The following is an 11,755-nucleotide window of genomic DNA, read 5'->3' on the forward strand; positions in this document are numbered from 1 at the left end:
TGCGTGTGTGTGATTGTTTGTTTATGCTTACTCTGAGTGATCTTGCTTTTGTATATGTGCTGACAGTATCTGCGATGGTATTGTGATTGGGTAATGGATTCGTTACATAGTTTATTTTAGTTTTTTTTATGGATCCGGCGACCACCGTCTTCTAAACTATCCCCTTCGTCGGCAGCGTCAGATGTGTATAAGGGACATCCTCCGGCTCGCCCGGCATCAGCCGGGCCAGCACCCGCGCCAGCCGCTGCGCCTCGCCCGCCAGATCTCCGCGGATCAGCGCGTCGCCGGAGCTGGCCGACGACCCCTCGGTGAAGATCAGGTAGATGACGCTGAGGACCGAGCCGAGCCGCGCCGCCCGCTCCCCGGCCGGCGGCACCTCGAACGGCACCCGGGCCGCGCCGAGCGTCTTCTTCGCCCGGGTGATCCGCGCCTGCACCGTGGCGGTCGGGACCAGGAACGCCCGGGCGATCTCGTCGCTGGTCAGGCCGCCGACCACGCGCAGCGTCAGCGCCACCCGCGCCTCCCGCGCCAGCACCGGATGGCAGGAGACGAACATCAGCGCCAGCACGTCGTCGTCGATGCGGTCCGGATCCCACAGCACGTCCCCGCCGGCGTCCGCGGCCGGGTCGGCGGGGACGTTCCCCGAGGCGGCGCCGCCCTCGCCCAGCCCGCGGGCGAGGGCGGCGTACCGGTCGTCGCGGGCGGACCGGCGGCGGAACGCGTCGATCGCGCGGCGCCGCCCCACCGTCAGCAGCCACCCCGCCGGGCTGCCGGGCACCCCGTCGCGCGGCCACGTCACCAGCGCCTCCGCCAGGGCCTCCTGCGCCAGGTCCTCGGCCAGCGCGAAGTCGCCGGTGTAGCGGGCGAGGGCGCCGACGATCCGCGCCGACTCGATCCGCCACACCGCGGCGACGGCCTCACGCCCCGTCCCGCCGGTCATCCGCCCGGTCATCCGCCGCCGCTCCCGTCACAGCTGCCCGGTGGCCTCGCGCCACTCGCGCTCCTTGCGGATCCACTCGTTGTCCTGCGGGAACTCGTCGATCGTGGTGACCCGCCGGATCTCGGTCTTGAAGCCGGGGCCGGTGATCGGCGACCGCCGGGCCCACTCCACCGCCTCCTCCTTGGACGCCACGTTCAGGACGTAGAAGCCGCCGAACAGCTCCTTGGTCTCCCCGTAGGGGCCGTCGGTCACCACCGGCGGCTCGGCGGAGTAGTCCACGACCACGCCCTCGGCGGCGTCGTCGAGGCCCTCGGCGGCCAGCAGCACACCGGCCCGGATCATCTCCTGGTCGTAGCGGCCCACCGTCTCGATCATCTCGGTGAAGTCGGTGTCGGCCATCCCCGCGAACGCCTCGTCGGTCGCGCGCATGATCAGCATGTACTTCATCGTCCTGCTCCCTCGTCCGGGCTCCCCTCCGGAGCCTTTCATCCCTAGGTCGAACGGGGACGCCGCGGATCAACACGGCGCCCGAACTTTTTCTCCGGAGATCCCCGCCGCGGCTGAAACCTCGGCAAAGCCTCGCCCCGCACGCGGGCGGGACGACCGTGACCGGGGGTGCGGCGCCGCTACCGTGCGGGCATGCCGCAGACGCCCGGCGACACGCCCGCCTACGCGCCCGCCGACGTCCCGCCCGACGCCCCCGCCTCCCCTGCCGCACCGTCCGATGCCGGGCCCGCGCGCCGGATGCCGCCCTGGCTGCCGAAGGCGTTCGTGCTGGCCGGCGTGGTCGTCCTGGCGTTCATGGCGGCGCTGTGGCTGCTGGAGCGGCTGCGGGGCCTGCTGCTGCTCCTGCTGATCTCGCTGTTCCTGGCGTTCGCGATCGAGCCGGCCGTGAACTGGCTCGCCCGGCGCGGCTGGCGGCGCGGCGCCGCGACCGCGCTGATGTTCGTGGTCGTCGGGATGCTGGCCGCCGGGTTCCTCGGCGGCATCGGGTCGCTGCTGGCCACCCAGGCCGCCCACCTCATCGAGGGGTTCCCCGGCTACGTCCACCAGGTCATCGGATGGGTCAACGCCACGTTCGGGACGAACCTGTCGCAGGACACCCTATTCCAGCGGCTCCCCACCGTCACCGGGACGCTGTCGCGGCACCTGGCCTCGCTCGCCCAGAACGTGTGGGGCATCGGCGCCACCGCGTTCGGCGTCATCTTCAAGGCCCTCGGCGTCCTGCTGTTCACCTTCTACCTGTCGGCCGAGGGACCCCGGTTCCGCCGGACGGTCTGCTCCCTGCTGCCGCCGCGCCGCCAGCGCGCGGTGCTGCGCGCCTGGGAGATCGCCGTCGACAAGACCGGCGGCTACATCTACTCGCGCGGGCTGCTCGCCCTCGTCTCCGGCATCGCCCACTACGCCGCCCTGGCCGGGTTCGGCGTCCCGTACGCGGCGATCCTGGCGGTGTGGGTGGGGGTGGTGTCGCAGTTCATCCCCGCCATCGGCACCTACCTGGCGGGCGCCGTCCCCGTGCTGATCGCGCTGACGGTGTCCCCGGCGACCGCGCTGTGGATCCTGCTGTTCATCCTCGCCTACCAGCAGCTGGAGAACTACCTGCTGCAGCCCCGCATCACCGCCCGCACCCTGGACATGCACCCCGCCGTCGCGTTCGGGCTGATCCTCGCCGGCGCCGCCGTCGCCGGGCCCGTCGGGGTGCTGCTCGGCGTCCCGCTGGGCGCCAGCCTGCAGGCGTTCGCCGGCGCCTACGTCCGCCGCTACGACGTGGAGGACCACCCGCTGACCGTCCCCGACCCCGAGGGCGCCCGCTGGTGGCGGTGGCTGCGCCGCGGCTGACCCCCCGGACCGGCGCCGGGCGTTCTCGAGTCAGCGTCGTCGAGCATTGCCGTGGACGGCGGCGCCCGCCGGGGTTACCGTGCAGAAAGCATGATCACCGGGCAGTCCCGGGGGCCGGAGGGAGCCGACATGTACCGTCCCCGCACGCGCCGCCGCCGGTGGCTCGCCGGCCTCACCGCCGGGGCCCTCGCCGTAGCGGGCTCTGCCGCGCCCGCCGCGCACGCCGACCCCGCGCACGGCCACGGCCACGGCAAGAACCCCGCGCTGCTGCGGATCCTGCGGTCGATGACGCTGGAGGAGAAGGCCGCCCAGCTGTTCGTCCTGCAGGTCTACGGCACCAGCGCCGACACCGCCGACCCCGCCGACGTCGCCGCCAACCGGAGGCTGTACGGGGTCGACAACGCCGCGCAGGTCATCGACCGCTACCACCCCGGCGGGTTCATCTACTACTCCAACAACGTGCGCGACCCGCAGCAGGTCGCCGCGTTCTCCAACGGCATCCAGTCCGCCGCCATGGCGCAGCCGCACCGGATCCCCGCGACGATCGCCACCGACCAGGAGGGCGGCATCGTCGCCCGGATCCAGCCGCCCGCCACCCAGTCGCCCGGCGCGATGGCGCTGGCCGCTGGGCGCCGCACCGGCGACGCCCGCGCGCTGGCCCGCATCACCGGGCGGGAACTGCGCGCGATCGGCGTCAACCAGGACTACGCGCCCGACGCCGACGTCAACGTGAACCCCGCCAACCCCGTCATCGGCGTCCGGTCCTTCGGGTCCGACCCGGGCCTGGTGGCGTCCATGGTCACCGCGCAGGTCGGCGGGTACCGGTCCGGGGGAGTGACCGCCACCGTCAAGCACTTCCCCGGGCACGGCGACACCACCACCGACAGCCACACCGGCGTCCCCCGGATCGACCACACCCGCGCCGAGTGGGAGCGGCTCGACCTGCCGCCGTTCCGCGCCGCGATCGCCCGCGGCGCCGAGGCGATCATGACCGCGCACATCGTCGTCCCGTCGCTGGACCCCTCCGGCGACCCCGCCACCCTGTCGCGGCCCATCCTCACCGGCATCCTGCGCGAGCAGCTGCATTACCGCGGCGTCATCGTCACCGACGCCCTCGACATGCAGGGCGTCCGCGACAAGTACGGCGACGAGAACATCCCCGTCCTCGCCCTCAAGGCCGGCGCGGACGTCCTGCTCAAACCGCCCGTGGACGACGAAGGCGACGGCCTGTTCCCCCGCCAGCTCGCCGCCGTCGTCGACGCCGTCAAGGCCGGGGAGCTGACCGAGGAGCGCATCGACGCGTCGGTGTACCGGATCCTGGAGCTCAAGCACCGGCGCGGCCTGTTCCGCGACCCCTACGCCGACGAGTCCCGCGTCGGCGACGTCGTCGGGACGCCCGCGCACCTGGCCGCCGCGCAGCGCGCCACCGACCGCACCACCACGCTGGTCCGCAACGACGCCGGTGTCCTGCCGCTGCGGCCCGGCGCCCGCGACGTCCTGGTCACCGGGTGGGGCGTGTCCACCACCGCCACGATCGGCACCGAGATCGCCCGCCGTGGCGCCACCACGACCATCCGGCAGACCGGCATCAGCCCCGGCCGGGCCCAGATCGAGGACGCCGTCGCGGCCGCCCGCGACTCAGACCTCGTCGTCGCCGTCACCAACCGCGCCTGGGACGTCAAGGACGAACCCGGCCACAACGGGCCCGGGCAGATGAACCTCGTCAAGGCGCTCGTCGCCACCGGGAAACCCGTCGTCGTCATCGCCGTCCGCGACCCCTACGACATCGCCTGGTTCCCCGAGGCGGCCACCTACCTCGCCACCTACTCCTACACCGCCGAGGCGCTGCGGTCGGCCGGCAAGGCGCTGTTCGGGGAGCTGAACCCGTCCGGGCGGCTGCCCGTCGCCATCCCCGTCCGCGACGAGCCCGGCGCCGTCCTCTACCCGTTCGGGCACGGGCTCGGCTACCGGAACTGACCCCGGCCCGGGAAAGGCGGCGGCCCGGTTCCGCGGCGGCAGCCGCAGCCGCCGCGGAACCGGGCCGGGTCCGGCCTCACCCGCGCGGGGCGACCCCGCGCGGGCGCACCGGCGTCACACCTTGCGGGCGCCGATCGACTTCATCAGCGTCGGCCACACCGACTTCGACTCCCGCACCCACGCCGGCCAGTTGTGCCGGCCGTCGCCGTAGATGTGCGCCGTGTAGGGGATCTTCAGCTCGTCCAGCCGCCGCTTGAAGTCCCTGTTGTTCGCGCCGACCGCGATCTCGCTGAGCAGGCCGATGTCCCACGGCGCCACGTTCGGGTCGCCGGGGCCCGGCCGGCCGGTCGTCCCCGCGGAGAAGAACAGCCCGGTGCCGCGCAGCTTGGGCGCCAGCGTGTACGGGTCGTGCGCCTGCCAGTTGGCGTCGTCGGCCCACGGGATGCCCCAGATCGCGAACGGGTCCTGCCCGTTGCCGGCGTTGGTGAACATCAGCATCGCCGGCATCCCGATCGAGCGCATCGACAGGATCCCGCTCAGCGACGCCGCGTACTTGAACATCCCCGGGTGCCGCGCCGCGTACGCCATCGCGCCCGCCCCGCCGGAGGAGTTCCCGATCACCGCGCGCAGCGCGCCCGCGTGGTAGTTGCGCTCCATCAGCTGGCGCACCTCGGCGGTGTGGAAGGTCTCCCACTTGGGCGTCCCGCCCTTGCCGTAGTTGTACCAGTCGGTGTAGGAGCCGTTGTCGCCCTCGGGCATGACGACGATGACGTTGTACTGCGCGGCCCACGCCTCGATGTCGGTGTTCCTGGTCCAGGAGGTGTAGTCGTCCTGCCCGCCGTGGAAGGCGTACAGGACCGGCCACGTCGCCGTGGAGTTCCGCGTCCAGTTCTTCGGCAGCAGGATGCGGGTCTTCACCGACGTGCCGAGCGCCGGCGAGGAGATGGTGATGTCGACCTCGCGGGTGCCGACCTTCTTCTCCGCGGTGATGCGCGCCCCGTCGTCGGCCCTGGCCGGCCCCGCCAGTGCCTGCGCGGACCCTGTCCCCGTCGCGCCGATCCCGGCGACCAGGACGACGCCGAGGGCGCCGGACGCCAGCGAGCGCCGGCGGGGGACTGCGTGGGACCGACGGCGGACGGTGGATGTCATCTGCTCACCTCGCGGAACAGGCCCGACCCCCGTGGCCGCGCGACTCCGGGAGAGTGTCCTCGCCTCGGCCGGAATGATCTACGTTGGCAGGTTACAAGAAATGCGTGCGACGCTGTGGAGAAGTGAGTGGTCCGCGGGGCGCGCGGGTCAGGTGCGGGCGTCCCACTCGTGGCGGAGCATCGCGTAGACGACCTCGTCGGTCCACTCGCCCTTGACCATCTCGTTCTGCAGCAGGTGCGCCTCGCGGCGCATCCCCAGGCGCTCCAGCACCCGCGCGGACGCGGCGTTGCGGCCGTCCAGCCGGCCGCACACGCGGTGCAGGTCCAGGCCATCGAACCCCAGCCGCAGCACCACCTCGGCGGCCTCGGTGGCGTACCCCTTGCCGTGGTAGGCGGGGTTAAAGATGTAGCCGATCTCGCCCTGCCGGTGCTCCCGGCTGCGCCACTGCAGGTTGACCTCGCCGATCAGGTCGCCGGTCGCGCGCCGCACCACCGCCAGGACGAGCCAGTCGCCCTCCCTGTCCACGGTGGAGGCGCCCATCTTCTGTTTCAGGAACGAGCGCGACTCCTCCAGCGTGCGGGGCTCCCAGTACAGGAACCGCGCCACCTCCGGCAGGGACTGGTAGGCGAACAGGCCCTCCAGGTCGCCCTCGTGGAACGGCCGCAGGGTGAGCCGCTCGGTCTCGATCGGGTAAGCGGGACGGAGCATGCCGTGATCCTATTCACGGTGTTCGGCCCTGTGCGACCCGTGGTTCCCCGGGAGAGCCCCCGCGTCCTTCCCGCCGCCCGTCTCGCTGTCCGTCCCGCCGCCGGTCTCGGTGCCGGTCTCGTCGGCCAGGCCGGTCTCGCGGCGGTCGTCCTCGTCGAAGGCGCGGGTGTCGCGGAACTCCACGTACGGCTCCTCGCCCGGGGGCGTGCCCTCGGCGATGGCGCGGCCGCGCTCCAGCTCGGCGTTCAGCTCCGCGCCCAGCAGGATCGCCAGGTTCGTGATCCACAGCCAGACCAGGAAGATGATGATCGCCGCGAGGCTGCCGTAGGTCTTGTTGTAGGAGGCGAAGTTCGCCACGTACAGCGCGAACAGGCCCGACGCCACCAGCCACAGCGCGAGCGCCAGCAGCCCGCCGGGCGCCAGGCCCCGCAGGCCGCGCTTGGCGTTGGGCGCCGCCCAGTACAGCAGCATGAACAGGAACGCCACCACCAGCAGCAGCACCGGCCACTTGGCGATGTTCCACACCGTCACCGCCTGCGACCCGGCGCCGATCACGTCGCCGACCTTGCGGGCCAGCGGCCCGGTCACCACCACCGCGATCACCGACGCCGACAGCAGCACCAGGGTGATCAGCGTGACCCCGATGCGCAGCGGCAGGGTCTTCCAGATCGGGCGCCCCTCGGGGATGTCGTAGACGATGTTGGCGGCCTTCATGAACCCGCCGACGTAGCCCGACGCCGACCACACCGCGCCGAGGAGGCTCACGATGGCGATCGCGCCGGCGCCGCCGCTGCTGCCCTGCAGCTGCCGCACCGAGCTGACCAGCAGGTCGCGGACCGCGCCCGGCGCCATCGAGCCGAGGTTGTCGATCAGGTCGTCGGTCGCGGACTCGCCCGCCAGCCCGACCAGCGACACCACGACCAGGATCGCCGGGAAGATCGACAGGATCGAGTAGTAGGTGAGCGCGGCCGCCCACGAGGTGAGGTCGTCGTCCTTGAACTCGCCGACCGTGCGCTTCAGCGCCCCCACCCACGAGGTGGGCGGCGCGTTGGCGATGACGCTAGGGGTGGGCATGGGATCCTCTCGGCGGATCAGTGCGGGCGGCGCTGCTTCGCGGGGGCGCACCGTGCTACTTCGTGCGGCGCTACTTCGTGCGGCGCACCTTGACGGCGCGGCGCTGCCCGGTGCGGACGCGGACCCGCACGGGCCCCACCCGCCTGGTGGACCCGCGGTGGCGGCGCATCCACACCGCCGCGGCGGCCAGCGCGCCCGCGGAGGCGACCACGATGCCGCCCTGCCGCGCCCGGGCCATGGTCTCCTCCGAGCCCGCGGCCTGCCACGCCGAGGCCGCCGCGTCCCGCGCCCGGCTCCTGGCCTGCTCGGCCTTCTCCCGGGCCAGCGCCTTCACATCGGCCTTGGCGGCCAGCTGCTCGACGGTCTCGCCGAGTTCGTGGCGGGCGCGGTCGACCTCCTCGCGCAGCTCCTCGGTGCCGGCCTCGGCGCCGTGCTTGCCCTGCATGGTCATCAGTGCGTCGCCCTCTCCTTCAGCTCGGCCACCGTCTGCCTGGCCTCGTCCATGGCCTGCTCCGGCTTGGCCGGTGTGGCGCGCCTGGTCTGCGACATGCCCAGCAGGGCCAGCACCCCGGCGACCGCCAGCAGGGCGCCGCCGATGATGAGGGCGGCGGCCCACACCGGCAGCGCCACCGCGATCGCGGCGATCGCCGCGGCCAGCAGCGCCGCCAGCCCGTACAGCGCCACCAGCGCGGCGCCGCCGAACATGCCGGCGCCGGTGCCGGCGTGCCGGCCCTTGTCCTTCAGCTCGGCGACGGCCAGCCGCAGCTCGGCGCGCATCAGCTCCGACACCTGCTGGGCGGCCTGCCGGACCAGCTCCCCCGTGCCCGGTTCGGTGCGCGCGCCGTGGAACTCCGGGGCACTGGCCTGGTCCTGCCGGTGCGCGCCCAGGCTCTCGGCCGTCCTCTCGCCGTCATGCGTCGGCCGCACGATGCTCATAGCCTCCAGGCCTCCTCCGCGTGTCGTCTCGAAGCCTGAGGATGGCGTTCCCCCTCGTCGGAGGCTAAACGTGTCCGGTTCCCGACAAAGGGTGAACAGGCGTCGCCCGGCGCGGTGTGCCGTGCGCCCGGGGTCAGCCGCGTCCGACGTGCGAGGGCATCGCGGTGGCCAGCACCGTCATCGACTGGACGTTGGCCTCCAGCGGCAGGCCCGCCATGTACAGGACGGCGTCGGCGACGTGCCGGACGTCCATCACCGGCTCGGCCCGCACCGTCCCGTCGGCCTGCAGGGTGCCGGTGCCGAACCCGCCGGTCATGTCGGTGGCGGCGTTGCCGACGTCGATCTGCCCGCACGCGATGCGGTAGGGGCGGCCCTCCAGCGACAGCGTCTTGGTCAGCCCGGTCACGGCGTGCTTGCTGGCGGCGTAGGCGACCGTGCGGGGACGCGGGGTGTGCGCCGACAGGGACCCGTTGTTGATGATGCGGCCGCCCTGGGGGTCCTGGTCCCTCATCATCCGGAACGCCTGCTGCGCGCACAGGAACGCGCCGGTCAGGTTGGTGTCGAGCACGGTGCGCCACTCCTGGTGGGAGTAGTCCTCGACGGGCGCGGACGCGCCGAACACGCCCGCGTTGTTGACCAGCAGGTCCAGCCGCCCCCACCGGCCGCGGACCGCGCCGAACAGCTCCCGCACCGAGGCGGGGTCGGTGACGTCGGCGGGGACGGCCAGCGCCTCCCCGCCGCGGGCGGCGCCGGCGGTCTCGTGCAGGCGTTCCGCGCGGCGGCCGGTCAGCGCCACGCGCCAGCCGGCGTCCAGGAGCGCGGCCGCGACCCCGGCGCCGATCCCCGATCCGGCCCCGGTCACCAGCGCCGCACGTCCGTCCATGGATCCGCCTTCCGTCGCCCGGCCCTCATTATCGCCGCGCCGGTCAGGCGGTGGTGAGCCAGTCGACGCGGTGGCCCTCGGTCGGGTCGGGCGTCTCCCAGCGGCGCACCAGCCGGTCGATGACCGCGTCCGGGACGGGCGCCGGCCGCGCCCGGTTGCGGTCGCGGATCACGCGGGGCGGCGCCTCCAGCGCCACGACCTCGACCCGCGCCCGGTAGCGGGCCGCCAGGCCGGTGCACGCCTCGCGCTGCTGCCGGGACACGTTGGTGGCGTTCCACACGAACGACCGCCCGGCGCGCAGGTGCCCGCGGGCCTCCTCGTGCGCGGCGGCGGCCACCGCCCGCTGGTCCCCGGCGGGCGACACGCCCAGCCGCGCGCGGAGCCGGTCGAGGCTGACGACCGGCAGGTCCGGGCGGTGCGCGGCGATCCAGTGGTCCTTGCCGGCGCCGGGCAGCCCCGACAGGACGGTCACCGTGCAGCGGGTGTCGTCGTGGGCGGCGTAGGCGGGGTCGCGGCCGGGTTTGCGGAAGTACCAGAAGCGGGCGTGGTCGGACGGGAACGCCCGCGCCGCGTCCAGGCAGTCCTGCTCGGCGCAGTACTCCCCGTACAGGGCGGCGTTGTCGAGCAGTTCGGCGGTGTCGGGGCAGATCCGGCCGAGGATGTCGGCCGACGCCAGCAGCACAAGGTCGTCGTTGCGGGCCAAAAGGCTCGCCCGGAACGCGATCTGCTGCAGGTCGGGGCGCTCCAGCGCCCAGAACGGCACCTGGTGGTGGCGGACCAGCGCCGCCACGTGCTCGCGCCACGCGACCGGCGCGCCCAGCTCCCACAGGATCCGCCGCACCATCAGGTCGCCGCGCCGCGAATGGCCGCGCGCGGTGACGCGCCCGCCGTCGTCGACCGCGGTGCAGTGCGGTTTGGCGATGTCGTGCATCAGCACCGCCGTGAACAGCCGGACCCGGTCGGCGGGCGGCCGGGCGCGCCACTGCGGCAGCGCCGCCAGCGCCTCGCACGCCATCCGGGTGTGGACCTCGACGTCGCCCTCACCGTGGTGGACCGCGTCCTGCGGGACGCCCGCCAGGTCGCGGACCCACGCGAACGCCTCCCGGATCCGCTCCCACGGGACGTCCCAGCGCGGCGGCGCGGGGCACAGCTCATCGAACACCCGCATACAGCACCTCCGGGTCGGCGAGGCCGTTGGCGACGATCGGGCGGTCCCGCCAGTGGGTGCCCGCGTCCAGGATCGCGGTCAGGAAACTGGGCCGGACCCACTTGTAGCGGCCGACCGTCCGGCCGTCGTCCTCGACCTTGATGTAGAGGCCCTCCATCTCCTCGGCGGCGTCGGTCTCCTGCGCGACGCGGGGCGGGTCGGCGCCGCCCGCCTCCGCTGCCGCGCGCAGCGCGTCCCGCCACCCGGGGGTGCGGCAGGTGGACGGGCCGGCCAGCGCCGTCAGCGCCGAAAGGTCCGGGAGGGGGCCCTCGTGCAGGACGGGCACCGGCACCACCGGCGTGCCCTCCAGCAGCTCCCGGCGGCGGTCCGTGGACAGGACCGTCCCGTCCTGCCGGTCCAGGACGTCGAACGCGCAGAAGTAGTGCGGCAGCGCGTCGTAGAAGACGGTGTGCTTGGCGTACAGCCACTCCCCGTACAGGACGTACCGGTCACCGAGCCGGCCGCGCAGGACGTGCTGGACCGACGCCGCCCACGCCTTGAACGGCCCGAACTGGCGCTCGCGGGGCCCGCCGGCCAGGTAGTGGCCGCGGCTCTGCAGCCGCAGTTCCCCCTCCGGGGTGAAGCTGACGCCGGCGTTGGCGCCGTCGAGTTTCTCCTCCACGACCAGGTACCGGCCGGCGATCTCCGCGAACGGCACCGCGGCGAGGTCGTGGTCGCCCGGCTGGAGCCGCGACCCCGCGATGTGCCGGGTCCGGGGGTATTTGCGGAGCATGCCGTCCGTTGTAACCGACCCCGCTGATCACGCCAACCGGTTTTCCGGCCCGTCAGCGGGCCGGGACGATACGGGTCAGCGCGAGCGCGGCCAGCCACAGCGCGGCGCTCACCCACGCCAGCACGTGCAGGCCGGAGGTGAACGCGGGACGCAGCGCCGGGCCGGCGACCGCCCCGTACACCGCGACGCCGAGCGCCGTCCCGGCCTGCCGGGCGGTGTTGTTGAACCCGCCGGCCAGGCCGGCGGGTTCAACAACACCCGCCGGCAGGCCGCGCCCCCTTCTCACAACCCCCGACCCCCCACACCGAA

11 protein-coding genes and 2 pseudogenes are annotated in these 11,755 nt (G+C 73.4%); 2 read left to right on the forward strand and 11 right to left on the reverse strand.

Annotation, left to right across the window (positions count from 1 at the left end; genetic code table 11):
- Window positions 1-199: 199 nt before the first annotated feature.
- Together HUX53_RS04685 and HUX53_RS04690 are read right to left on the reverse strand one after the other, a co-directional pair.
- Window positions 200-940 (reverse strand): annotated as a pseudogene (locus tag HUX53_RS04685) (RNA polymerase sigma factor); the annotation flags it as partial.
- Between the two features lie 27 nt (window positions 941-967).
- Window positions 968-1,387, reverse strand: a complete 420-nt coding sequence (locus HUX53_RS04690; protein ID WP_176401933.1) for a YciI family protein — start codon at window positions 1,385-1,387, stop codon at window positions 968-970.
- Window positions 1,388-1,579: 192 nt separating this feature from the next.
- On the opposite strand from HUX53_RS04690, the gene HUX53_RS04695 reads away from it, so the two are divergent.
- Together HUX53_RS04695 and HUX53_RS04700 are read left to right on the forward strand one after the other, a co-directional pair.
- The gene (locus HUX53_RS04695; RefSeq protein WP_176401934.1) at window positions 1,580-2,779 is read left to right on the forward strand and encodes an AI-2E family transporter; all 1,200 of its coding nucleotides are present in this window, start codon (window positions 1,580-1,582) and stop codon (window positions 2,777-2,779) included.
- A gap of 90 nt (window positions 2,780-2,869) precedes the next feature.
- Window positions 2,870-4,756, forward strand: coding sequence for a glycoside hydrolase family 3 protein (locus tag HUX53_RS04700; RefSeq protein ID WP_255204927.1), 1,887 nt, complete (start codon window positions 2,870-2,872; stop codon window positions 4,754-4,756).
- Window positions 4,757-4,870: 114 nt separating this feature from the next.
- Here the strand turns inward: HUX53_RS04700 and HUX53_RS04705 are convergent, their stop codons facing one another.
- The 9 genes and pseudogenes from HUX53_RS04705 to HUX53_RS04745 all read right to left on the reverse strand — a co-directional run.
- On the reverse strand, window positions 4,871-5,905 hold the full coding sequence (locus HUX53_RS04705) for an alpha/beta hydrolase family protein (protein ID WP_176401935.1): 1,035 nt from the start codon (window positions 5,903-5,905) through the stop codon (window positions 4,871-4,873).
- Between the two features lie 147 nt (window positions 5,906-6,052).
- Window positions 6,053-6,613: a GNAT family N-acetyltransferase gene (locus HUX53_RS04710; RefSeq protein WP_176401936.1), complete on the reverse strand. Its 561-nt coding sequence runs from the start codon at window positions 6,611-6,613 to the stop codon at window positions 6,053-6,055.
- 9 nt (window positions 6,614-6,622) lie between these two features.
- Window positions 6,623-7,687 carry a YihY/virulence factor BrkB family protein gene (locus tag HUX53_RS04715; RefSeq protein ID WP_176401937.1) on the reverse strand — a complete coding sequence of 355 codons (1,065 nt, stop codon included), beginning with the start codon at window positions 7,685-7,687 and terminating at the stop codon, window positions 6,623-6,625.
- 70 nt (window positions 7,688-7,757) lie between these two features.
- Complete coding sequence (locus HUX53_RS04720; RefSeq protein ID WP_217919085.1) at window positions 7,758-8,138, reverse strand: DUF3618 domain-containing protein; 381 nt, start codon at window positions 8,136-8,138, stop codon at window positions 7,758-7,760.
- The gene (locus HUX53_RS04725) at window positions 8,138-8,623 is read right to left on the reverse strand and encodes a phage holin family protein (protein WP_176401938.1); all 486 of its coding nucleotides are present in this window, start codon (window positions 8,621-8,623) and stop codon (window positions 8,138-8,140) included. The genes HUX53_RS04720 and HUX53_RS04725 overlap by 1 nt, the downstream gene beginning before the upstream one ends.
- A gap of 133 nt (window positions 8,624-8,756) precedes the next feature.
- On the reverse strand, window positions 8,757-9,506 hold the full coding sequence (locus tag HUX53_RS04730) for an SDR family oxidoreductase (protein ID WP_176401939.1): 750 nt from the start codon (window positions 9,504-9,506) through the stop codon (window positions 8,757-8,759).
- A gap of 43 nt (window positions 9,507-9,549) precedes the next feature.
- Complete coding sequence (locus tag HUX53_RS04735) at window positions 9,550-10,674, reverse strand: AAA family ATPase (protein ID WP_176401940.1); 1,125 nt, start codon at window positions 10,672-10,674, stop codon at window positions 9,550-9,552.
- Entirely contained in the window at window positions 10,658-11,446 is a 789-nt protein-coding gene (locus HUX53_RS04740) for an RNA ligase family protein (RefSeq protein WP_176401941.1), read from the reverse strand. The genes HUX53_RS04735 and HUX53_RS04740 overlap by 17 nt, the downstream gene beginning before the upstream one ends.
- Before the next feature lie 52 nt (window positions 11,447-11,498).
- A pseudogene (locus tag HUX53_RS04745) lies at window positions 11,499-11,755 on the reverse strand (multidrug RND transporter); the annotation flags it as partial.

The organism is Actinomadura sp. BRA 177 (assembly GCF_013372625.1).
Classification (GTDB): Bacteria; Actinomycetota; Actinomycetes; order Streptosporangiales; family Streptosporangiaceae; genus Spirillospora.

What these genes read in the sequence shown, in the direction of transcription:
- HUX53_RS04690 (WP_176401933.1), bottom strand. Translation starts at nt 1,387, where the DNA reads ATGAAGTACATGCTGATCATGCGCGCGACCGACGAGGCGTTCGCGGGG.
- HUX53_RS04695 (WP_176401934.1), top strand. Translation starts at nt 1,580, where the DNA reads ATGCCGCAGACGCCCGGCGACACGCCCGCCTACGCGCCCGCCGACGTC.
- HUX53_RS04700 (WP_255204927.1), top strand. Translation starts at nt 2,870, where the DNA reads ATGATCACCGGGCAGTCCCGGGGGCCGGAGGGAGCCGACATGTACCGT.
- HUX53_RS04705 (WP_176401935.1), bottom strand. Translation starts at nt 5,905, where the DNA reads ATGACATCCACCGTCCGCCGTCGGTCCCACGCAGTCCCCCGCCGGCGC.
- HUX53_RS04710 (WP_176401936.1), bottom strand. Translation starts at nt 6,613, where the DNA reads ATGCTCCGTCCCGCTTACCCGATCGAGACCGAGCGGCTCACCCTGCGG.
- HUX53_RS04715 (WP_176401937.1), bottom strand. Translation starts at nt 7,687, where the DNA reads ATGCCCACCCCTAGCGTCATCGCCAACGCGCCGCCCACCTCGTGGGTG.
- HUX53_RS04720 (WP_217919085.1), bottom strand. Translation starts at nt 8,138, where the DNA reads ATGACCATGCAGGGCAAGCACGGCGCCGAGGCCGGCACCGAGGAGCTG.
- HUX53_RS04725 (WP_176401938.1), bottom strand. Translation starts at nt 8,623, where the DNA reads ATGAGCATCGTGCGGCCGACGCATGACGGCGAGAGGACGGCCGAGAGC.
- HUX53_RS04730 (WP_176401939.1), bottom strand. Translation starts at nt 9,506, where the DNA reads ATGGACGGACGTGCGGCGCTGGTGACCGGGGCCGGATCGGGGATCGGC.
- HUX53_RS04735 (WP_176401940.1), bottom strand. Translation starts at nt 10,674, where the DNA reads ATGCGGGTGTTCGATGAGCTGTGCCCCGCGCCGCCGCGCTGGGACGTC.
- HUX53_RS04740 (WP_176401941.1), bottom strand. Translation starts at nt 11,446, where the DNA reads ATGCTCCGCAAATACCCCCGGACCCGGCACATCGCGGGGTCGCGGCTC.